We start from the raw sequence: 22,171 nt of genomic DNA on the forward strand, positions 1-22,171 counted from the left end.
ATAAAATTGCAAACGGCCCGTTTTCATGCCCCTGATAGGCTACGCCCGTGTTTCCACAGAGGATCAGACCCCCCTGCCCCAGTCTGAGGCCCTGCAGTCTGCGGGATGCGCCGAGATCTTTGAAGAGCACGCCTCGGGCGGCAATCGCGCGCGACCGGTGCTGGCACGCGTGCTCGAACGCGTCCAGAGCGGCGATACGCTGGTCGTTGTGCGGATCGACCGGCTTGCGCGATCTCTGTCGCACTTGCTGGAGGTGATCGAAAGACTGGAGGGAAAGGGGGCGTTCTTCCGCTCGCTCCAGGACCCGATCGACACTGCCTCGCCCCAGGGCAAGTTCACGTTGCAGGTTCTGGGCGCTGCGGCTGAGTTCGAACGCGCTCTGATCCGCGAGCGCACAAAGGCCGGGCTTGCCTCTGCGCGCGCCAAAGGGCGCGTAGGCGGCAACCCAGGGCTACGCGCCAAGGATCCCGCCGCGCTGCGCAAGGTGCGGCTGGCACGGCAGGACGGCTATATGGAACGCCTGAACGAGACCGCGCAGGATTGGGTGCCTCATGTGCGCCGCCTGCGCCCCGATATGGCTTGGGAAGACGTGCTGCGAATTATCAATGCCCCCCTGCCCCCAGATCACCATTGGACACAAGGCCGACTGCTCCGCGCTGTGAAGGCATATGTGCGCGACGGGTTCCTTCCTGCCGAGGTGCTTGGCCGCGCCGGACGCCGCGAAACCGATGACCGCCTGCCGGCCATCGTCGCAGCGATCAAAGGCGCGGACCCCGAAATCACGCTGCAGGCGATCTGCGATCGGCTAGAGTCGATGCGCGAACGGACCCCTCGAGGTCGTGCCAGCTGGCAGCCGTCTTCGGTCAAAATGTTGCTCGAACGAGCGGAGCGGCTTGGCCTAATTTCATCAGAATCGGCTCACTCCCAACTGTAACTAGCAGAGGCTCAAACAGCTGAATCTATCGCTCTAAACACCGTCAGAAGGTCAATTGTGCCATTGGTTGCATGGGTTTAGCCAATACCATCCAAACAATCCCCATGAATGGCTTGAAGCACGGTCTTTTGGATTTATCACCATAAAATCAACAACTTGCAGTTATCTTGATGTGACTGTACGTATTGGTGCTGTGGATAACTTTCACACTACATCTAGATTCTTCTTGCCGGACTCACTTGATCGTGGCATTCCCATTCTGACGGTAAAACGCGTCAGTCGCGCTGTACACCGTCAGAATGACCAAGAGCCTCAACAGAGGCCGAGAGTGGGCGGCAGGACATGGATGATCGTAACGTTGGATACGCGCAAGGCATAGGCTCTTCCGACATCGGAGCATTTGCCGACAATCTGGCTGAATCTTTGGATCGCCAGATGAAGATCGCTTTCGAGCCCGAAGAACGAAAGTCCCTGCGCCGATTCAGTTCTACCGAAGTTGCCAGCCTCCTGCGCGTTAGCACATCTAACCTGCGCAACCGGCACAAGGACGGCAGCTTCCCGGAAGTTCATACAGACAACCGCGGACACCGGTTCTACACAGCCCAAGAGATCGATAAGCTGCGCGACATTCTGGGGCGCACCGGAAAGAACGCAGAAAGCTACCGCCCCGGTCGACGTGAAGGCGATCGTCTCCAGGTGATATCTGTCGTCAATTTCAAAGGCGGATCGTCAAAAACAACAGCAACGATCCATCTTGCACAACGGTATGCTTTGCGAGGTTACCGAGTGTTGGTCTTGGATCTCGATCCGCAGGCAAGTTTGACCACCTTTTTCGGCTTTCGGCCAGAGCTCGAGTTCGCCGAAGGCGGCACAATCTATGATGCCCTGAGATATGAGGAACAAGTTCCGCTCTCAGCCGTCATCCAAAAAACCTACTTCCATAAGCTCGATATGGTCCCAGCGGGCCTGATGCTCTCGGAATACGAAACTGAGACGGCAAACGCCCTCGCCCGCCGGGTGCAACCCATATTTGCGGAGCGTCTTGCCTTAGCGCTTGAGGAAGTAGAGGCGAATTACGACATCGTTCTGATCGACTGCCCACCTCAACTTGGCTTTCTGACCCTAACGGCGTTGGCAGCCTCGACGGGACTCCTAGTAACGGTCGTGCCTGGCATGCTCGACATTGCTTCAATGAGCCAGTTCCTGAAACTTGCTTCGGAAACGGTAAAGGCTGTCGAAGAAGCCATTGGCAGGCGCGTTACATGGGACTTCGTAAAGTTCTTGATCACGAGATACGAGCCGTCGGACGGGCCTCAGACCCAGATGGCGGGCTACCTGAGATCGATCTTGGCCGGACAGGTCATGACTGAGCCAATGCTGAAATCTACAGCAATCTCGGACGCCGGTATGACCCAGCAAACCGTCTACGAAGTTGATCCGAGCCAATTCATTAGAAAAACGATTGATCGCGCTCTGACCAGCGTGAATGGCGTTGGAGATGAGTTGGAACAGACAATCCAAATGGCATGGGGGCGTCGCTGATGGCCCGAAATATCTTCAATCAGCCTCCAAAGGACGAGAAGGAGAGCGCGGCCCCCTCCCCTACCCCGCCAAAAGCAGCAAAACTGCCAGGATCTGTTGGCGGATTGCGCGACTCTTTGCGCGAGATTACCGCGAATTCGATCCGTGACATCGAGCCCGATCAGATTGACATGGATGGTCTGCGCGATCGGTTGGTGCTGGAGGATTCCAGTATTGATGAGTTGGCCGAAAGCATTCGCAAGCATGGACAACAAGTACCAATTATGGTCCGTCCATCAGCGCAACCGGACAGATACCGTATCATCTACGGACGACGCAGGCTCGCAGCGATCCGCATGGTCGGCGGAACGGTCAAGGCGATCGTTCGAAGCCTGGATGACGACGCATCTCTGATCGCACAGGGCCAAGAGAACAACCTCCGACTAGACCCGTCTTTCATTGAGAAATCTCTTTTTATCAAAGAGATGCAGGAATCAGGTTACAAGCCAAACGTCATTCAGGATGCTCTCGGCTTGACACGGCAGGGCGTGTCCAATCATCGCGTCGTCATAGAGCAACTGCCAGAAGGGCTTGTACAGCTGATCGGGCCGGCACATGGCATCGGACGACGGCAATGGGGTGACCTGGCCGCTTTGTCGAAAAAGATAGATCTGGTGAACACAGCCAAAGAGGTGATCGCCGCCCTGCCCGACGACACTCCAAGCGCGGATAAGTTTCAGGCAGTCTACTCGGCTTGCTCGAACAAGGCGCGTAGCGACAAGAAGCAAGCCAACCGCAGCCTAACGTCCGTTGTCAAAGATGGGGACGGTAGCTCTGTGGGAACGCTGACAGTCGACCAGAAAACGATCGCTATCAAGATCACCAAGAAGGACAACCCAGAATTCGGCCAATGGATCGAAGAGCGCGCGGAGGCAGCGCTTTTGAAGCTCTTCGAACAGTGGCGGAATGAGAGCGGCTCTGGGTCCTAAGCCCCGAGCCACACAGAGTAACTCGAGCAGAGGAGAAAAGCGAAGACCAGAAAGAAAAGAGCCCCCCAAAGTTTCCCCTGGAGAGCCCTCATCATTCGATTAGCACTCATGATGTAGCAACCTCCAGCAAACCGGTCAAGAGTCACCGATTCGGTGGACGGGTTTTTATTGCCTTTTTCTGAGCGAAATCTCGGGAAGAGACTGGGAAGTTGTGGGCCGAACGGTCGTCGTGAAGAAACCATGGCATTTACAAAACTATCGATCAGAACCGCTGATGCTGATTCATCACGCGGCTCAATTTCTGCGGCTGAAACCGACATCTGGACCATCTTCAGGGCACTAAGAGATGCACGTAGCGTATTCGGTCTGCGTCCTGGCCATATCCAAACACTTCAAGCCATGCTCAGTTTCTTGAAGCCCGGCCATGGCGAAACGGTTTTCGCGTCCAACGACTCGATTTGCCAGCGCGTCGGCGGAATCGACGAACGGACACTCCGCAGGCACATCAACCGCTTCGTCGAACTCGGGTTCATCAAACGCAATGACAGCTCGAACAGAAAGCGCTACCGCGTTCGCTCATCCAGCGGGGAATGCATCAGCTATGGACTGTCTCTAACCCCCCTCCTCCAACGTGCGAGCGAGCTTATCGCCATCGCACATGAGATGGAAAATAACCGGCGGGATCGGATATTTGTCCGCAAACAGATCCTGACAAAGCTCGCCCATTTGGAAGAGCATGATCCCAGCAACACATTCATCAACCACGCACGGAGAGCTCTACGCAGGAAGCTGAGCCTTACCGAATACCACGCGCTGCTCGCCGACACGGACAAAGAATGCCAGACTTTGTATACCCCAGATAACCCACCAGAAACTGTGGAGTTGCCCGCCAATGACGGACAAACTGTCCGGCACCAATCTATGTCTGAAGAAGAAAAAAAAGATTTAGATAGCAACACAGGCAATGAAGCTCTGAAACCAGACTTGCTAACCTCAGTCTGCGATCAAGCGACATCGTTCTCCACAGAGAGACTTAGAGACTGGTTGGACATTGAAAACCATGCTCGAACTCTTGCACCCATGATGGGGATTCACCCAGAAACATTTGAGAAAGCCAAGAATGCAGTAGGAGCTCAGAAAGCGTCATGCGCGATCTTCATCATGCTACAACTTGGACAACGCATCAGGGATTTTGGAGCGTACTTTCACAGTATCACCTTGGGCCAACGTCAAGACCAGTTTGATCCAGTGGCTTTGATCAAGCGTCTATCCAAAACTGCTATGCAAACCGCCTAGTGTCCACCGCGGTGGACGTCTGGCCATCAACTAGTCCAATGACGCGCGGTCTCGCCACATGCATCAAAGCGACAGAGCCAAATTCCACTAGGGCGATACTACACAGTCAATCCATGTACCTCCGACCCGCCGATGTCCACCGCGGTGGACAGATCCGGCACCAAGTCTCACAACTCACATGCGCGACAGCCGCTTTTCGTCATCCACCACTTCCAAAGAACCCTTGTTGGCAGTCCAGGCCCACAGGACGATGTTGAAGTCCGTTGATGACGCACCCTTCGCAAAGCTTTGGATCAGAAGCCCCGCAAACCGATCTGCTATAAGGGCGCGTGCTAGCTCCTGTGTCGGTACCAATTGGCCATCGAGCATCTTCATGCGCCATGCAGAGTCGGCAAGCATCGCCTCGGTCACACCATACCGTTCGAGCTTGTCCTGATCGCGGGTATCGAAAATAGGCCCAAGGTCGGCTTTGTAGGACACCAGGATCGTGGGTTGCAGGCTGCCTACCTGGTTGGCTTCTCTAAGAGCGGTCGCGGGATCCAGCGAGGTGTAGAGGGCAGGGGTGCCCTTGGCGTTAAAGCGCCCTCCATAGAGTTCAGCGCCTCGTCCGGACAGAGGTTCACGCGCATAGACCGGGTTCAGGGCGCGATAGAGTGGCCCTGTGTAGCGTCCATCTTTCAGCGGCATCAGGCAAAGACGCCCGCATCGACCGCATCGATGTATTCCAGAACTTGCTGAGCTTTGCCTTCCTGCACCAGCTGCATGGCTGTCCGGCCATCAAAGCCGGGCAGGGGCTCTGACCGGTACCATGCATAGGCCATCAGTTCCGAGCCGAAGCGGGGCTCAACTTTGTTCAGCACCTCTACCAATTCGCGCAGGCGGCGCTGCGTCTTGTCCGAACCGATGCGGGCTCGCCTCTGCAACGCGTCTTTGCCCAAGCCGACGGTCAATGCGATCTCTTCTGCTGATGTGCGTAGCACCGCGGCGATCTTGCGCGGTTCGAATTGCCCAGCTTCAGCAAAGTTCGTGATGTGCATGATCTATGCTCCTACGGTGATACTGACGGTATATAGCGGCAACATCGCTGAAATTCAAGCTGACAGGAGGCGCTGCGCCTTCGTTTCCCGTGCTTATCCGTAACGCTGCAGTGCTCTGAACGAAGCAAATCCTGATCTTTGGGCCTGAGAGGTCACCGTTGGAGCGCTTTTGCCGATCGAGAACGTCAGATAAGCTATTGATAATATGAGAAAGACTGCAGCAGTCGGGCCGGAGTTGCCGATATGGCTTGCCGATCTTGGATCGAAACCGCCACTTACTGCATGCCGTCACTGGGGTCCGCGGTGGTGTCGGACCCTCGGCCGTTACCCCGGACCAGTTGGCTGCTGAAAAGTAAAAGTGTCCTTCGGGTTTTGTGACTGACGGATGAGGGCCTTTGGGGTCCCTCGGATGGGTCCGGACCGGATTCCGGTCTGTCTTTCCTAATGAAGGGCATTCTAATGGAAACAGGTGTCTTGCGCGTGCTCCGCACAACCGCCGCCTCCTGGTGGCGGCATAGAGAGCTGCGCAGAACTGGCCAGACGGCGCTATCGCGGCAACTCGAGCGCGAGACCGTCCTGCGCGATCTTGGCTACCTCAGGCAGGCGGCATTATTGCCAAACGCGCATGTGATCTGCGGGGAGGGTGGGACGTTCCTTCATCTCGGCTGGACCACAGTGTCGACTTTCGCGCCGATCGAACGCTTTCCCTTGGCCGCTCTTGCGGTCGCACGAGGGACCCCGTTCATCGATATCCGACCCGTCACCGATGTTATCGCATTCGCGAACTTGCCGCGGGTGGCGCGGGACAGATCTGTCGATCCTGACCTTTCAGGTGCCGGCAGGTGCGTCTCGCTGACCACCTACATCGACACGGTCGAGCGGCTCGGCGCGAGGATCGTCAACGATCCGCGGCCCCGTCAGTCAATCTGATCACCACTCCCTCTCACAAACATTCGAAAGGAGGCCAGCCATGGCCCGATCCCCCACGCCCAAATTCGATGCCTCCGAGGTCATCACAAACGAAATCATCCGCATCATCGAGCGCGGCGTCCTGCCGTGGCGCAAGCCCTGGACCGCAGGCGGCAGCTCACGCCCCCTGCGCGTGGGCGGCGAACCCTACCAGGGGGTGAACAACTTCCTGCTGACGATGCGGACCGTGATGGCGGGCCACAGCTCTCCCTTCTGGATGACTCTGCCTCAGGCCAATGCGTTGGACGCAAAGGTCCGCAAGGGCGAGAAATCCTCTGTCGTCGTCTATTACGGCCAAAGCCGGAAAGACGCGGGCGGCGAGGACGACCGCAGCGATGGCGATGATCGCTCCGAGGAAGCCCGCATCTTCCGCTTCCAGAAATCCTACCGCGTGTTCAATGCCTGCCAGATCGATGGCCTGCCCGACAGCTTCTTCCCAGACCCGGAGCCCGCGCCCGAGTATCCGCCGTCCGAGCCCATCCCGCACATGCAGGCGTTTTTCGATGCCATCGACATCACGACCGTCTTCACGGGCACGGAGGCGTACTATTTGCCCCCCGTGGACAAGGTCTACATGCCATCCATCACGCGGTTCCAGGACCCGCGCAATTTCTACGGGGTCTGGGCGCATGAGCTGGCCCATGCCACGAAGGCCCGGCATCGACTGAACCGTGATTTCGGGTTCTCGAAGTTTGGCAACACCTCTTACGCGCGCGAGGAGATCGTCGCGGAATTGACCTCGGTGTTCCTGGGTCAGACGCTCGGCTTTACGGCGCATACGCTCGAGATGAATGCTGCCTACCTCCATAACTGGTTGCGCGTTCTTCGGTCGGACAAGGGTGCGATCTTCAAGCACGCCGCGGATGCGCAGCGCGCCTGTGATTACCTGATCGCCAGATCGGAGGCGGGCAGGGCAGGGGGCCGAGCCAAGGCCGCCTGACCACAGGGAGAACGGAGACGCCCATGTCACGTAAGGAACCCAAGACGCTGCGGGTGGCCTGCTTCAACGACGGCCGCCGCAAGATCATCACCTTCAAGCACGGCGCCTATTGGTGGAGCCCGTCCGAGGGCGCTTATCCGCTCTCGGCGGCACTTGAGACCATCAAGCACCAAGGCGGCTGGATCGAAACCATCCCCAACCCGAATTACAGACCCAAGCGATTGTTCGGGTAGGGCCCCTTCTGCTTCTGTCCTGCCGCCAGGGGGAAAAAGAAAAAGCTGGCTTTTGGAAGGGTGTTTCAACTTCTCAAAGGAGCACCCCATGTCCATGACAGGACAACCCCAGACAGACCGCCCTGATCCGAGTGTGATCGCAGCGCAGAACGACGCGTTTCGCAAGCTCGCGTGCCTCGGTGTGCCAACCGCCCAGTCTATTCAGGGCCGCATGCATGTCACCCGCTCAATTATGAATGCCGGTGACGGCTTCATGGCCGAGGCGGTGAAGGCCACGGGCATGTTCGAGACCTTCGAGCCCGAGAACGATCCCGAAGGATGGCATGATTTCGGGGCGGTCGAGGTCCGCGGCGAGACCGTGTTCTGGAAACTGGATTTGTACGAAGCGGATTCCGACTTCCGCTATGGCGCCGAGGCCCCGGACAATCCCGCCACCACCATGCGCGTGCTGACCATCATGCTGGCGCGCGACTGGTAGGGGAGGGGACACCCCTCCTGACAGCCCAGGCGATGAAGGCCCGCTGACCCCTCAAAGGGAGAGTGGGCCTTTTGTTGTGGTGATCCCTGAAGACGGGGATTGGCCGCGCATCTGAATGCGCGGGCCGCTCCAAACCCACCGAAAAGGAAACGCCATGACCACAAGCTTCAAACCCGTCTCCGTCGCCATCGGCGATCTGGTCTCACATCCCGCCAATGTGCGCAGCAACTCGCCGGAAACCTATGATCCTGAGAACATCGCCCATCTGAAGGCAAGCATCGCCGTTCTGGGTCTCCTGCAGCCGCTCATGGTCCAGAAGCTCGACGGCAAATATGCTGTCCTCGCCGGTGGCCGTCGGCATGCCGCGCTGAAGGAGCTGGTCGCGGACAGGGCCGCGAAAGGCTTCACGGCGAAGGCCAAGATCGACTGCCGTCTTGTGCCAGAGGATTGCGATGTCACCACGGCCCTGTCGCTCGCTGAGAACATCACCCAGGCGCCGATGAATGCCATCGACGAGTTCGAGGCTTTCGCGCGGATGATGGAGGTCGACGACCAGACGCCCGAGACGATCGCAAAGACCTTCGGCACCACGGTGGCGGCCGTGAAAGGCCGGTTGCGCTATGGCCTAATCCACCCCGACATCCGCGCCGCGGCCCGGGCCAAGACGATCACGCTCGACACGATGAAGGCCTTTGCGGAGCATCCGAGCCAGGAGGTGCAGCGCGAAGTCTTCGAGGCGCTCACCAAGGAAGATAGCTACCTGCAGGCCTATACGGTCCGCCAGGCGCTCAAATCCCGCGGCGTGCAGGTCAGTGACGATATCGGGGCCTTCGTGCGCGCGGACTACGAGGCGCGGGGCGGCGCTGTCGCCGCTGACCTTCTGGAAGAGCATTCCGTGCTCGAAGACGCCGCGCTGGTCGAGACCATCCTGCTCGAGAAGCTCGGTGCCGCCGCCGAAGAGGCCCGCATAAAGCTGGGCTTTGCCTGGGCCGATGCCATGGTCCGCTATGATTACGCGACCATGGCCGACTACGGCCGCGTTTATCCCGGCCCGATCGAGCCTGATGAGGCTGCGCAAAAGCGCATCGATGAGATCACCGCCGAGCTTGAGAAACTGCAGCTCGAGATGGAGGATGAGGGGCTCGAGGACGGTGCCTACAACGCGCTTTACGAGCGCGTGGACGCCTTGGAAGAGGAAGCCCGCGACCTGCAGGAGGCCTACAGCGCCGAGGACCTCGCGCGGTCTGGGGTAATCGCGTCCTGGTCGGGCGGGCAGGTGACCCTCCATGTTGGCCTCGTCCGCCCGGAAGACACCGTCAAAAAGGAGGGCGCGCGCGGCTCCTCGGCTAGCCCGACCGGGGAGGAGGCCCCAGACGCCGGCGAAATCACCTATCCGGCCTCACTGGCTGAGGACCTCAAGACCGAGCGAGCCATGGCGCTTGGGGCCGCGATGGCGCTGCATCCGGAAGCTACGCTCGATCTGACGCTCTTCAAGCTGGTGAGCGACGTTCTGGCCAGCGGCATGAGTGTCACGCAGGCGATCAAGATCGATGCCCGCAAGGAATACCGCAGCCATGCCAAGATGGACGAGATCGACGCAACCTCGCTCGAGCAGGTGGCGGCGGCGCATGAGGCGCTGGACCTCTCCTGGCTCGATGACACCCGCGCGCCCGCCGATCAGTTCGCGGCGTTTCGCGCGCTGGAGGCAGGCGAAAAGGCCAAGCTCGTGGCCTATGCCACGGCCAGCACCACGCAGTCCTGCTTCGCGCGGGACCGCCAGCGCGACAGCCTGATGCATGCGTTCGAGATCGAGATCATGCCCGACATCCGCTCCCACTGGACGCCGAATGCGGCGCTCTTCAACCGCTTCAAGAAGGCTTGGCTCCTGAAGATCCTCGGCGAGGATCTGGGTCTCGCCCAGGAGGCGGTGACGCTGGCCTCGTCGAGCAAGAAGGAGATCGTCGCCTTTTGTGACAAGCTCTTCGCCGAGCCCTTCGCCACGCTCACGGACGCGCAGCGCGCTGCCGTGGCCGCCTGGTGCCCGCCCATGATGCAGACAGCCGGTGTCGCCTGTGATGAGGCGGAGCCCGCGGCGGAAACCCCGGAGCCTGACGGCGACATCGCGCAAGCGGCCTGAGTCCTCACGCGACCCGCGCGTGGACCATGCCGCCCGCGCGGGTCGACCCTTCCAAACCGAACAGAAAGACATCCCCATGGCTATTCTCAAGTTCTCTGCGTCCGCTGTTGCGGCGCAGATCGCCCATGCACGCGCCTGCAAAACCTTCCTGCCCAACTGGAACGGGCCCGTGGACAGGCCCGCCCTGATCCTCATCGTCGGCAATGGCGTGCATCTGCGCTCAAACGGCATCGATGGCACGACCACCCGTATCGTCACCACCGAGCAGGCCGATCCGTCCTTTGCTTTCGCCGATGGCATGAACCCGTTTCGGGACACCGACTGGATGGCGCAGCGCCGCATGGCGTTTCGCGATCTGACCGGCCAGTTCTACACCGACATCCTGGATGACGTGCAGGTGCTCATCGACCGGGGGCGGGGTGCGATCCGGCTCGCCACCGATGGCCACAGCATCCGCGTCCTCAAACGCCGGGCCTCGGACTATCTCATCGGCGGGACCTACGAGGTGCCCTCGGGCCTCGGCGGCACCTTCCGGGTCATCCTCAAGGATGCCTGCGACACCTTCGCGATCGTGCAGAACTGCGGCAATTGCGAGGATTTCGACGCCATGCAGCCCTACCGCGTGCCGCTCGATGCGCTGATGGAAATCGATGACCGGAGGGCGGCGTGATGGGTTGGCTCTTCTACACCGACGGCCGCGTCCAGACCTACGCGGATGAGAAAGCGGAGATTGCCCGGCTCTGCACCTCTCATGGCGAAAGGCGCAAGACGGAACTGGTCAAAGCCTGCAAGGTGGGTTCGACTTGGTACGCGGCGGCAAAGGTCACAAATATCGACGGCACCCCTGTCGAAGACACGACCTATGTCACCGATGCGGATGGCTCCATCACTTTCGCCGCCGTATTCCTTACCCGATATGATGACGGCTGCTGGGGCTACAAGGACATGGAGGAAAGCGCGGGACCGGTCGAATCCCGCGCGCCACTGAGCCTATTGGCCCTGCTGTCCGAGCTGAAAGACCCAGACAGCTATGCTCATGCCTGGCGCCAGCGCTGCCAGGACTGGGCTGCGATCCCGGACTACGAGGAAGGCGACAAGATCAAGCTCGCAGCACCTGTGACGCTCACCGATGGCAGTACCTGCCAGATTGTCACCGCGACCCACTACAGGCGCGGGCGGCAAAAGCGCCGCTGCTACCGCATCGAGGAAACTGGTGGGCTCGTACGCCTGTCGAAGGCCTCGCTTGCGGGCTCGGAGCTGCTCAGCTCCGCGAAAGGTGCGGCTAGCCCGGTGCTGGCGGAGTTCCTGGCGGGGCGAAATTAGGTCCTGCGCCGGACGGTTCATCGACCTGCCCGGCGACAGCAGATGCTGCGGCTTGTCTTGACAAGGCAATGCAAATGCATTACCTATCGCGGGCAGCAAAGAACCTTTTCTTCAGGAGACTGCCATGACAGCCCTCGCACAAGATGTCTCGAAACTCACGGATCGGTATCAGACGACCGTGCCGGCGGGTGTGCGCAAACAGCTCAAGCTGGGCAAGGGCGACCAGATTCGTTACTGCACCGAGCCGAGTGGCAGGGTCTATATCGAGCCCGTGCGCAGCGACGAGGAAGATCCCGTGCTCGGAGCCTTTCTCGATTTTGTCGAGGCCGATATCAAGGCGCATCCGGACCGCATTCGGGCTTTCGATGGGGCTTTGCATGACCGTCTTGCAGCACTGGTCGGAGACGTTGATGTCGATCTCGATGCGCCGCTATCGCTCGAGGATGAATGAGCGGCGATAGCGTGCCCGCCCAAGCGCCCCTTGTCGTGAATGGATGGTCGATTTATGCGCACCCACTCTTTCTGGACCAGCTCGAAGGGCTGGTCGAGGAGGTAGAGGCGCGTAAGGCTCGCGATCCCAAGACCTGGCACAAGAAAAACCCGACGAAACGGCTGGCCGCCATCTTCAAGCTGGTCACCGAGGCCATACCTGCAGATCCGGGTGCCGCCGCCTTCCGGCAAGGCGGCACACTCGGCGATCACCGCAAGCACTGGTTCCGGGCGAAATTCTTCCAGCAGTATCGGCTGTTCTACCGGTTCAACAGCGATGCGAAGGTCATCGTGGTGGCATGGGTGAACGACGACAAGACCCTGCGCGCCTATGGCAGCAAGACGGATGCCTATGCGACGTTCAAAGGGATGCTGGAAGATGGCAACCCACCTGACAATTTCGACGCGCTCTTGAAAGAAGCTGCAGCGGCAGGCAAGCGGTTCGAGAAATCCCTTGAAGCGGTGCCCGATCGGTAAGTGGGCCAGCTTGCTATGACCCTTTGGCATTATCATTTACGACGCCACGATCGAAGATGTAGCATCGGCTGATAATGCGGTCGGAGAAAGCACAATGAATGAGACGGAAAAGGATAGGCAGCACCTCGGTCTAGAGGAGCAATGCGCGCCTGACCTGACGGGGCACCGTTTCCCAATTGCTGTGCGCGTTGCAGACATGCCCGATGACCTCGGCAAGCTGCTGGATATCGGGCTCGAGGAGCATTTCCGTGGCCGCTGAAGCGAATTCTTATGACACGTGGTTTTGCGCGCAGGTGCAGGCCGCGCTGGAGGATGCACGCTCGGGAACATCTCAGGTTCAGGTGATGCAGGCCGCACAGGCATTGATTGATGCGAAGCGGCAGGTCGAACCCAAGTCCTGACCAAGCCTTTGAGGTCGGCGCGGTCTGACTACGTCACCCTGAAAAGCGAAAGCGGGCTTTTTGTCCTTTGGAACTCAGACCCTGATCCAAAGGAAAATCCCCATGTCCAAACCCAGAACGGCCAACCCGGCTCTCGCAATCTCCGAAGCCGATCTCGCCTCTGCCCTCGCGCAAATCGGCACGGAGGTCGATGACCAGCCCCTGCGCAGTTCAGCGCTCGCGCGTATCATGCGCGAGACGTTTCATGGCAGCGATGCCGGTGGCGCCTGGGACTGGCGCATGGCCTATGACATGATGCAGGCAGCGGCTGTCCAGGTGCTGCTGCGTGGGAACGGCGCGGCAGGTGACACCGCCGCTGCAAGGCTACTTGCCTCACGGCTCCTGACGGAAACCCGCCGGTCAGAGCAGCAGATCCGGCTACAGCAGTTTTCCACGCCGCTGCCATTCGCGGCGCTGGTTTTGCGGGCCGCGGCGATCCGCAAGGGCGAGACCGTTCTGGAGCCCTCGGCTGGCACCGGTGCCCTGGCTGCTTTCGCCGCCCGGGCCGGTGCCACGCTTCTGCTCAACGAGATCGACCCCTTTCGCCAGCGCCTCCTGCGCGCGGTTTTCGGCGGCGAGGTCACAGGCCATGACGGCGAGCATATCGATGATCTGCTGCAGACGCCGGTTCTACCCGAGGTCGTGGTGATGAACCCGCCCTTCGCCTCCTCGGTCGATCGCTCCCGAGACAAGCACATCGCCGCCAAGCATCTCATCGCGGCTGCAAAGCGCCTGGCACCCGGCGGGCGGCTGGTGGCGATCATGCCGCCGGGATTCACGCCCGAACGCGATGCCGCGCATTGGTCCCGCGCCTGCGGTCTCCTGACGCCGCGATTGGCGCTGACGATGCCGGGACAGGTCTATCGCAAGCTCGGCACCTCTGTCGAAACCCAGCTCATGATCTTCGACAAGGTGCAGGAGGATTGCGAGATGATCCGCGCCGTTGTGTGCGATCTGGATGAAGCCCTTCCTTTTGTCGACGCCGTGGCCGCAACCCGGCCTGAGATGCACCCCGCCCAACGGGCAGCAGCGATCCCGCACATTCGGCCGACCGTTCCATCCTCTGCTCCGCGCAAGACCGCCGCTGCGCCTGTCGCCGCCTCCAAGCCTCGGGCCAATGCCGTTGTCCCGCTAACTTTCACGAGCTTTGATATCCCGCGCGACAACACGCCCATCTCGGACATCTATGCGCGCTACCGTCCGCAACGGATCGAGATCGCGGGTGCGCAGGAACATCCCACCCCGCTCGTCGAGAGCATCGCCATGGCCTCGGTTGCCCCGCCCATGCCCTCAAATACGGGTCGTGATGACTTGCGCCTGCCCGCACGGTTGGTCGAGGAGGGTCACCTCTCCGAGGCGCAGCTGGAAACCATCATCATGGCGCATGACGCCCATGGGCGCGACCTGCCCGGTCGGTTTACCATCGATGACGACCAGACCAAGCTGACGCGCGCCGATGATGACCCGGATGCACGTGCCTATCGCCTTGGCTATTTCCTCGGCGACGGCACCGGTTGCGGCAAGGGGCGCGAATGCGCGGGGCTCATCCTTGTCAACTGGCTGGCCGGGCGCAGGAAGGCGATCTGGGTCTCCAAATCCGCCACGCTCATCGAGGACGCCATCCGCGACTGGACCGATCTCGGCGGCTCGCCCGCCGACATCCAGCCGGTCTCCAAATGGAAACCGGACCAGTCCATCCCGATGGGCGACGGCATCCTATTTGTCACCTACGCCACGCTGCGGTCCGCGGGCAAATGCGGCACCACGCGACTGAGCCAGATCCTCGCCTGGATGGGCGAAGACTTTGAAGGCGTGCTGGCCTTTGATGAGGCCCATGCCATGCAGAACGCGGCCGGGTCCGAGCAGGGCAGGGGGGTCAAACCCTCCCAGCAGGGCCTTGCTGGCCTCCGGCTGCAACTGGCAGCACCCCGCGCTCGCGTCTTCTACATCTCGGCCACGGGTGCGACGAGCGTCCACAACCTCGCCTATGCCGCGCGGCTGGGGCTCTGGGGGCAGGGCCCCGAATACCCCTTCCCAAGCCGCGAGAGCTTCGTTTCTGCGATGGAAGCCGGCGGCGTGGCTGCCATGGAGGTGGTCGCGCGCGATCTCAAGACGCTCGGGCTCTACACGGCGCGTGCCCTCAGTTTTGATGGGGTGGAGTATGACGTGCTCGAACACGCGCTGACCCCGGCCCAGATCGAGATCTACGACGCATACGCGGGTGCTTTTCGGATGATCCACCACAATCTCGAAGCGGCGCTGACTGCGACCGGCGTCAACGACGCCTCGGGGGAAACTAATGCGTCGGCCGCACGCGCCTCGGCCAAGTCCCGCTTCGAGAGCACGAAGCAGCGCTTCTTCAACCATCTCCTGATGGGCATGAAAGCCCCGACCATCATCCGTGCGATCAAGGACGACCTGGCGGCAGGCAATGCTTGCGTCATCCAGGTTGTCTCGACAGGCGAGAGCCTGCTGAAGCGTCGGCTTGAGGCGATGGACCCGGAGGATGAACTCGTCGAGGGTGCCTTGACGCCGCGCGACTATGTTCTGGGCTACCTCGAACAGGCCTTCCCGATCCATGCGCAAAAGCTCGTGGAGATCGACGGCAATATGGTGGCGGAACCCTTGCGGGATGAGACCGGGGCGCTCGTTGTCTCGCGCGAGGCGCTCGCTTTGCGTGACGCGGCCATGATGGAATTGATGACGCTGGCGCCGATCCCCTCGGCGCTCGATCAGATCCTCTGGGCATTTGGCGATGAGGCCGTGGCAGAAGTCACGGGGCGGTTCATCCGGCCACTCAAGGCCGAGGATGGCCATCTCTTCATCGAGAAGCGCAGCGCCAGCAGCAATTCGTCCGAGACCCAAGCCTTCATGGACGGCGAAAAGGATATCCTGATCTTCTCCGACGCGGGCGGTACGGGCCGGTCCTACCATGCGGCGCAAACCGCGAAGAACCAGAAACGGCGGCGGCACTATCTTCTGGAGCCCGGCTGGCGCGCGGATGCAGCCATCCAGGGGCTCGGCCGCACGCATCGCTCGGCCCAGGTCAGCGCACCGTTCTTTCGGGTCTGCACCTCCGATGTGCATGGCGAGAAACGTTTCACCTCGACGATCGCCAAACGCCTCGACCAGCTGGGGGCCCTGACCAAGGGCCAGCGCGAGACCGGCTCGCAAGGCATGTTCCGCGAGGAGGACAATCTCGAAAGCCCGATCGCGCGAGCGGCGCTGCGTGGGTATTTCGCCGATCTTGCCGCCGGGCGCGCCGAGGCGATGAGCTACGAGAGCTTCACCGACTGGACGGCCCTGCGGCTGATCGACAAGGACGGGGTGCTGCTCGAAGAGCTTCCCCCGATCCAGCGGTTTCTCAACCGGGTGCTTGCCCTTCCCATCCACATGCAGAACGCGCTCTTTGCCGAGTTCATGCGCCGGATTGCCGATCAGTCTGAGCGGGCGCGCGCGGCGGGCACGCTCGATCTCGGCGTGGAAACCCTACGTGGCGAAAAGATCGAGCAGGTCTCCACCGAGGATCTCTGGACCTGCCCGAAATCCGGCGCCGTGACGCGGATTATCGGACTTGAGGTGACGGACCCAGTGTATGTCCTGGTCGCCGAAGAGGCCATATCGCGCAATCCCGACAAGCTGCCGATGGTGAATCGCGCCTCCGGTCGCGCGGCGCTCATCTCGGCGCGGCCCATGCAGATGTATGACGAGGACATTGTCACGCTGATGCGCAAGGCGGTGCGGCCAAACGGGTCGAGCTATCTCGAAGAGGCACGGTTTGAGTCCTCGGCTTGGGAAGAGATCGACAGGCCCGAATTTGCGCAGATTTGGGAGGCCGAGGCTGCGTCCCTGCCAAAAACCACCACGACCAAGCTCTACCTGCTGACCGGGCTGCTGCTGCCGATCTGGAAGGACATTCCGACCACCAATGAGCGGATCTACCGTGTCACGCCAGACGGGGCGACGGCCATGATCGGGCGGACGCTGAGTGAGGAAGGGGCGGCCTCGCTGCGCGCCCGCTTCCTCGTCTCCAATCCGCAAACGCCACAGGAGATGTTGACCGCCGCCCTCGGCACCACCGCACCTGTCGATCTGGGCCGGGGTCTGACCCTGACCCGTCGCCGGGTCGCAGGCGAGATGCGCCTTGAGTTGGGCGGTGCGGATCGGGGCATGATCGATGGCCTCAAGGCGCTCGGCTGCTTCACCGAGATCATCGCCTTCCAGTTGCGTGTGTTCCTGCCGCATGGGGACGGGATCGACACGGGAAGCATTCTGGCCCGGATCGTGGGGCAGCGAGTCGCCAAGGTGGCAGAACAAGCCGCCTGAAAAGTCAAAGCGAGCTTCCGGTCGGGCGGCGTGGATGGGATTTGGCCGATCTGCGCTTTCCGGGCGCGCGCTGACCAATGCCAGGCCCGGCCCCCCCAAATTCAGATAAGAGGACAGACCCATGACCAATCCCCAGATCGACTATGCCGCAATGGCGGCTCAGTGGCGTGCAGAGCGCGAAACCACCTTGAAGGCATCCAGAGTGGAGCTGCTCGCGCAACTACGTGCGCTTGGCATCAGCGAGGTCGCTGTCGAATACGAAGGCTATGGCGACTCCGGCAATGTCGAGGATGTGACGGTGCAGCCTGCAGAGGTCCAACTGCCGGAGCCGCTTGCCACAGAGGTTGGCGACTTCGCCTGGTCGCTCGCCTATCACCATCACCCGGGGTTCGAAAACAACGAGGGCGGCTACGGCACGCTGACCTGGGACATCACCGCCGACAGTGTCACCTTGGATCATGCCGACCGCTATGTCGAATGCTCGCACAGCTATGACGAGGGGCTGTGAGATGGCCCATCCGCTTCATCATGCCGAAAGCTCTGCCCGGAAATTCGGCGGGGTGCCGTCCGACTATCAAGCCGTCCACGACTGGTTCGACGCTTCCAAAGAGCACCTCGCGCTCTTCACGCACAGAGCCATGCGTCACCATGCGCAAGGCCTTTTTGAGGCCGAACGGGTTTTTGGCCTGACACTGACCAATAGTGCGGGCCGCGACATCCCCGTGCGCTGGATCGGCGAGCAGCATATCCGTGAAGACTGCCAGGGCCGCATCCCGAGCATGGCGGACTGGCTGCGACGGATACAGCCTGAGCCATGGATGGCCAATGGCCACATCGACCGGCATTCCGGCGATGAGCCCTGCGGCGACCCAAGGGTTGCCTGGGCCTCCGAGGTCGCCGCCGGACGAACGGTTCTTGGCCTGAAAGATTGGATGGCGGCGCGCGCGACGCGGGCCACGCAAAGCGCCTGACAGCTCTCGGCCGTTTGCCAAACGAATACTGTATGGAAGCCCGGTTGGAAGATCGGGCTTCTTGCGTCGTTTCCCCACCATTCTTCTTGAGGAGGATCGCATGACACTCAATGATATCAAGGCGGCCGTCGATGCGGGCCAGACCGTGCATTGGGCCAATACCGGCTACGTCGTCCACAAGGACCGGCTCGGTCAGTACCTCATCACCTATGTGCCGAATGGTAGCTGCATCGGTCTGACCGACCGGGGCGGGCACCGGTTGAACGGAAAAGAAACGGAGTTTTTCGTCGCGCAATCGAAGGACGCCGCAGAAAATCCGGGCAACCAATCAAGACCAGACGGGCAGGGGAGGGGCGTAGCACCCGGAGGCGCGGGGGCATTCCCACTCGGACGGCAGCTTTGACCCGTGGGCGGGGCTGAAAGGAAAGCAGGCTTTCTGATTTGTGATCCCTCAAGGGGTCGAGAAAGCAATCCCGGATGCGTTGGCAAAAACGTCAGGCACCGGCCAATCCAAAAGGAACCATCCCATGTTCGCAGGAACCCTCACCCGCAACGTCGAGACCGCAGCCGCTCAGTACACCGGCATGATCCATTCGACACGTTTCGATATCGCCATCCAGCTTGAAAACCGCCCGAAGATGTCCGAACGCAGCCCGGATTTTGACGTAACGGCAGTCAACAAATCAGGCCGCAAGGTGCGCATCGGCACGGCCTGGAACGAGACCGGCAATACCAGCGGAAACCCTTACATCTCGATGCAGATCGATGTCGGCTTGGGCCCGTTCCGGGTCAATGCGGTGCAGACGAAAGAGGCGCGCGCGGCCCAGAGCGGCGAATTCGAGATCATCCCGCTGGTCTCGAACGGCCTGATGAAATCCGGCTCGATCTCGGGCGAGCTCACCGCTATGGACGCCGACAACGCCTTCACCGGCTACATCGCCAACATGATGTTCGATCTGGAATTCATGCTGATCGAGAACAGCTATAAATCCGAGGAGACTCACCCCGATTACCGGATCGAGGTCAGCTCGCCCCGGGGCACACCGATCCGCGTCGGCTCGGCCTGGATGGCGAAAAGCAGCCGCACGGGCAATGACTACCTGTCGCTGCTGATCAACACGCCCGATGGCGACCTGCGCGTGAACGCCGTGCAGAACGAAGAACAGCGCGGTGGGCAGACCTTCTCGATCATCCCGTTCATCGACAGCGGTGAGCAGCCGCAGGATGCAGGCACGGGGCTGTCGTTGGTCGCCTAATCGGCGCGCGAGATAAAACGATACGAACCGAAAGGGGAGCCGTGGGACCACGGTTCCCCTTTTTCCATGTCTGGCGGTACGACGCACACATCTGCTTGCGATCTGCTGAATATGATATACGATAATATATTATTGAGAGGACGAGGGTAGGCACATGGTGGCGAGACTGGGAAAAGCTCCGTGGTTCGAGAGCTTTGATGTAGACGCCGAGGTTGAAGAGCTTCTTGCTCATATCGTGCGTTGCACCGGATTTGCGCTGCCTGAACGACAGCGTGATGTCATCATGACCCATGCAAGGTCGAAGCTCGACAGGACAAGGCAGGCATATCTGGACGCCAAGGCAGGGGTCTGCTCCGGCTCAGTGCTAAATCCTACGTTAAGCAAAACCGGTCGTTCCTTCTCGATACAGCGAACGGCAGTTCAGAGCCCACTTTGACCGATGCTGCGTAAAGGATGTATCGCTGCTTTCGAGGGCGGTAGAAAACCTGCTTGATCGCAGCCGCGATGCGGAGGGAAAGCAGCGCCGAGTTGTCGGAACGCGTGAACCAAAAGGCGATCTAATCGAACGATTCAGCGCTTCACCCCGTCTGCGGCTGCCTCTCAAATACTGCGCGGTGCCCAGAGAATAATACCCGCACCGACAAGGCAAATGACCGCTCCAACTACATCCCATTGATCCGGGCGATGCCCTTCTACGCCCCATAGCCACAGCAGGGACGATACGATGTAAACGCCACCGTAGACTGCATAGGCGCGGCCCGCCTGATCGGCGGGGCTGAGCGCCAGTAGCCAGGCGAAAGCGGCAAGGGACAGCATGCCCGGTGCCAACCAAAACACGCTCTTGTCCAGCCGGAACCAGGCCCAGAAAGCAAAGCATCCGGCAATTTCGGCCAGCGCAGCGGCGAAGTAGATAAGAACCGTCTTCATCGGGCCAGACATACGTTCCGAGGAGGATCGGGTCTATTGCGAAAAATCTTTCAAATTCAGAGAAGCGAGCCCAAATCCGATCCAACACTTGGATAGGCCGCCGTCATCGACTTAAGTTGCTTGGCCGCCAGGCCCAGCTTGATTGCCAGCCCGAAGAAATTGATCAGTTCGCCGTATTCCGGGCCGAACAGGTGCGCGCCGAGGATCTTGCCGTTCGACTTGTCCACGAGGACCTTCGCGGCAGCAGAGGTCTCGCCGATCCGGTAGTTCGAATACCAATCGCCAGTGTCGGTGAACCGAACATCGACATCATACCCGGCGTCCCTTGCCTCACTTTCCAACATGCCGACACGCGCCACTTCCGGGACTGTGAAGACGGCTGTAGGAATACCGGCATAATCCGGTGCGGTCTGAGTGTCTTTGAGCATGTTGGAGGCCGCGACCTTCCCTTCGATCACTGCGACTGGCGTCAGCGGCATGCCATCGGTGTCGGCGGAATCTCCGGCGGCAAAGACCGCGCTGTTTGTCGTGCTTTGCAGATGCGGGGCTACAACGATGCCCTTGTCGCTGTAATCAACACCAGCCGCCTCAAGATTCAGATCGGCCAGGGCTGCCACACGGCCCGCGCCATGCACGACCAGATCGGTTTCGATTGTTCGGGTTTCATCGCCCGACTTCACCTCGACAGTGAATGCTCTACTGGCTTCCGAGACCGACACGATTTCGGTTTCGCGCATCAGGTCCACGCCGATACCGCCGCTGCGGTCGATCAGCATTTCGACCAGATCGGGATCGAAGCCGCGTAAGGGCCGGGCGCCACGATCCACGATGATCGGGTTGGCTCCGGCCCGTGCGGCGATATGCGCAAACTCGAAGGACACGAAGCCGCCACCGATAAAAAGAACCCGATTGGGAAGGGCCTCCAGGTTGAGGAAATCCGTGCTGTCGATCACGAGATCGGCCCCTGTGAAGCTCAGCGGCCTGGGCATGGCACCGGCGGCCACGAGGAACCGTTCCGACTGATATGCCGTTCCATCGACCTCCAGCGTGTTGCTTCCCGTGAACCGCGCGGCTCCATGCAGGGTTTCGACGCCGTTGCCCGACAGGCCCTTTTCCATCTTGTCCGGCACGGGATCGGTGAAGCCACGCTTGTGTGCCATCAGATCGGCCCAGTTGATCGACAGATCACCGGGATCGATCCCCTTGCCCTGCATGAGCCGTGCCGCGTCCATGATTTCCGCACCGCGCCGCAGGATTTTCTTTGGATCGCAGCCGCGCAATGCGCAGGTGCCGCCGTAGGGCAGCGCATCGACAATGGCGACACGCCATCCTGCCGCGCCACATTTGTTGGCCGCGGCCACGCCCGCCATGCCCGCCCCGATGACGATCAGGTCGTAGTCTTCATTCATTCTCCGGTCCTTGTCCTGA

General features: G+C 60.6%; 24 protein-coding genes. 20 read left to right on the forward strand and 4 right to left on the reverse strand.

The genetic code is table 11. The features are described 5' to 3' along the window. Positions 1–25 precede the first annotated feature (25 nt). From C4S59_RS16910 to repC, 4 genes are all read left to right on the forward strand, one after another. Positions 26–934: a recombinase family protein gene (locus tag C4S59_RS16910; RefSeq protein WP_043754160.1), complete on the forward strand. Its 909-nt coding sequence runs from the start codon at positions 26–28 to the stop codon at positions 932–934. Positions 935–1,276: 342 nt separating this feature from the next. Continuing rightward, positions 1,277–2,476, forward strand: coding sequence for a plasmid partitioning protein RepA (repA, locus tag C4S59_RS16915; RefSeq protein WP_043754158.1), 1,200 nt, complete (start codon positions 1,277–1,279; stop codon positions 2,474–2,476). Further along, positions 2,476–3,444 (forward strand): plasmid partitioning protein RepB, encoded by a 969-nt coding sequence (gene repB / locus C4S59_RS16920; RefSeq protein ID WP_223229246.1) that lies wholly within the window; start codon positions 2,476–2,478, stop codon positions 3,442–3,444. Before repA ends, repB begins: the two co-directional genes overlap by 1 nt. A gap of 240 nt (positions 3,445–3,684) precedes the next feature. After that, positions 3,685–4,740: a plasmid replication protein RepC gene (repC, locus tag C4S59_RS16925; RefSeq protein WP_103911591.1), complete on the forward strand. Its 1,056-nt coding sequence runs from the start codon at positions 3,685–3,687 to the stop codon at positions 4,738–4,740. A gap of 174 nt (positions 4,741–4,914) precedes the next feature. Here the strand turns inward: repC and C4S59_RS16930 are convergent, their stop codons facing one another. Together C4S59_RS16930 and C4S59_RS16935 are read right to left on the reverse strand one after the other, a co-directional pair. Then, positions 4,915–5,427, reverse strand: coding sequence for an RES family NAD+ phosphorylase (locus C4S59_RS16930; protein WP_043754138.1), 513 nt, complete (start codon positions 5,425–5,427; stop codon positions 4,915–4,917). Beyond that, positions 5,427–5,777: an MbcA/ParS/Xre antitoxin family protein gene (locus tag C4S59_RS16935; RefSeq protein WP_027264271.1), complete on the reverse strand. Its 351-nt coding sequence runs from the start codon at positions 5,775–5,777 to the stop codon at positions 5,427–5,429. Before C4S59_RS16935 ends, C4S59_RS16930 begins: the two co-directional genes overlap by 1 nt. A 444-nt stretch (positions 5,778–6,221) precedes the next feature. Here C4S59_RS16935 and C4S59_RS16940 point away from each other — a divergent pair, with 444 nt between their 5' ends. The 16 genes from C4S59_RS16940 (at position 6,222) to C4S59_RS17010 (ending at position 19,816) form a co-directional block, all read left to right on the forward strand. Further along, positions 6,222–6,707 (forward strand): hypothetical protein, encoded by a 486-nt coding sequence (locus tag C4S59_RS16940; protein ID WP_043754136.1) that lies wholly within the window; start codon positions 6,222–6,224, stop codon positions 6,705–6,707. Positions 6,708–6,747: 40 nt separating this feature from the next. After that, complete coding sequence (locus tag C4S59_RS16945; protein ID WP_103911592.1) at positions 6,748–7,686, forward strand: ArdC family protein; 939 nt, start codon at positions 6,748–6,750, stop codon at positions 7,684–7,686. A gap of 23 nt (positions 7,687–7,709) precedes the next feature. Continuing rightward, positions 7,710–7,919 carry a DUF6330 family protein gene (locus C4S59_RS16950; RefSeq protein ID WP_043754132.1) on the forward strand — a complete coding sequence of 70 codons (210 nt, stop codon included), beginning with the start codon at positions 7,710–7,712 and terminating at the stop codon, positions 7,917–7,919. Positions 7,920–8,007: 88 nt separating this feature from the next. Further along, a complete protein-coding gene (locus C4S59_RS16955) occupies positions 8,008–8,397 on the forward strand; it encodes a DUF3768 domain-containing protein (protein ID WP_043754131.1) in 390 nt (129 codons plus the stop codon). 154 nt (positions 8,398–8,551) lie between these two features. Then, positions 8,552–10,534 carry a ParB/RepB/Spo0J family partition protein gene (locus C4S59_RS16960; RefSeq protein WP_043754129.1) on the forward strand — a complete coding sequence of 661 codons (1,983 nt, stop codon included), beginning with the start codon at positions 8,552–8,554 and terminating at the stop codon, positions 10,532–10,534. A 76-nt stretch (positions 10,535–10,610) separates the two neighbouring features. Then, complete coding sequence (locus tag C4S59_RS16965) at positions 10,611–11,204, forward strand: hypothetical protein (RefSeq protein ID WP_043872249.1); 594 nt, start codon at positions 10,611–10,613, stop codon at positions 11,202–11,204. Beyond that, complete coding sequence (locus tag C4S59_RS16970) at positions 11,204–11,857, forward strand: DUF6927 domain-containing protein (RefSeq protein WP_043872250.1); 654 nt, start codon at positions 11,204–11,206, stop codon at positions 11,855–11,857. Before C4S59_RS16965 ends, C4S59_RS16970 begins: the two co-directional genes overlap by 1 nt. 124 nt (positions 11,858–11,981) lie before the next feature. After that, positions 11,982–12,308: a type II toxin-antitoxin system PrlF family antitoxin gene (locus C4S59_RS16975; protein ID WP_005668772.1), complete on the forward strand. Its 327-nt coding sequence runs from the start codon at positions 11,982–11,984 to the stop codon at positions 12,306–12,308. Continuing rightward, positions 12,305–12,823, forward strand: a complete 519-nt coding sequence (locus C4S59_RS16980) for a type II toxin-antitoxin system YhaV family toxin (RefSeq protein ID WP_024099306.1) — start codon at positions 12,305–12,307, stop codon at positions 12,821–12,823. The genes C4S59_RS16975 and C4S59_RS16980 overlap by 4 nt, the downstream gene beginning before the upstream one ends. Positions 12,824–12,917: 94 nt before the next feature. Beyond that, on the forward strand, positions 12,918–13,082 hold the full coding sequence (locus tag C4S59_RS19735) for a hypothetical protein (protein WP_009819683.1): 165 nt from the start codon (positions 12,918–12,920) through the stop codon (positions 13,080–13,082). Beyond that, positions 13,072–13,224 carry an antitoxin PaaA2 family protein gene (locus C4S59_RS16985; RefSeq protein ID WP_043754116.1) on the forward strand — a complete coding sequence of 51 codons (153 nt, stop codon included), beginning with the start codon at positions 13,072–13,074 and terminating at the stop codon, positions 13,222–13,224. The genes C4S59_RS19735 and C4S59_RS16985 overlap by 11 nt, the downstream gene beginning before the upstream one ends. 102 nt (positions 13,225–13,326) lie before the next feature. Next, positions 13,327–17,589 (forward strand): strawberry notch family protein, encoded by a 4,263-nt coding sequence (locus C4S59_RS16990; RefSeq protein WP_102875867.1) that lies wholly within the window; start codon positions 13,327–13,329, stop codon positions 17,587–17,589. A gap of 121 nt (positions 17,590–17,710) precedes the next feature. Continuing rightward, positions 17,711–18,097: a DUF6878 family protein gene (locus C4S59_RS16995; RefSeq protein ID WP_090525086.1), complete on the forward strand. Its 387-nt coding sequence runs from the start codon at positions 17,711–17,713 to the stop codon at positions 18,095–18,097. Between the two features lies 1 nt (position 18,098). Then, the gene (locus C4S59_RS17000) at positions 18,099–18,560 is read left to right on the forward strand and encodes a DUF6915 family protein (RefSeq protein WP_090525089.1); all 462 of its coding nucleotides are present in this window, start codon (positions 18,099–18,101) and stop codon (positions 18,558–18,560) included. A 100-nt stretch (positions 18,561–18,660) separates the two neighbouring features. After that, on the forward strand, positions 18,661–18,963 hold the full coding sequence (locus C4S59_RS17005; RefSeq protein ID WP_090525091.1) for a hypothetical protein: 303 nt from the start codon (positions 18,661–18,663) through the stop codon (positions 18,961–18,963). A gap of 124 nt (positions 18,964–19,087) precedes the next feature. After that, complete coding sequence (locus tag C4S59_RS17010; protein ID WP_090525093.1) at positions 19,088–19,816, forward strand: DUF736 family protein; 729 nt, start codon at positions 19,088–19,090, stop codon at positions 19,814–19,816. A 600-nt stretch (positions 19,817–20,416) separates the two neighbouring features. On the opposite strand, the gene C4S59_RS17020 is transcribed toward C4S59_RS17010, so the two are convergent. Together C4S59_RS17020 and C4S59_RS17025 are read right to left on the reverse strand one after the other, a co-directional pair. Then, complete coding sequence (locus tag C4S59_RS17020) at positions 20,417–20,743, reverse strand: YnfA family protein (RefSeq protein ID WP_040546036.1); 327 nt, start codon at positions 20,741–20,743, stop codon at positions 20,417–20,419. A 56-nt stretch (positions 20,744–20,799) separates the two neighbouring features. After that, the gene (locus tag C4S59_RS17025; protein ID WP_017467591.1) at positions 20,800–22,152 is read right to left on the reverse strand and encodes a dihydrolipoyl dehydrogenase family protein; all 1,353 of its coding nucleotides are present in this window, start codon (positions 22,150–22,152) and stop codon (positions 20,800–20,802) included. Positions 22,153–22,171: the final 19 nt, after the last annotated feature.

The organism is Thalassococcus halodurans (assembly GCF_900108225.1).
Classification (GTDB): domain Bacteria; phylum Pseudomonadota; class Alphaproteobacteria; order Rhodobacterales; family Rhodobacteraceae; genus Thalassococcus; species Thalassococcus halodurans.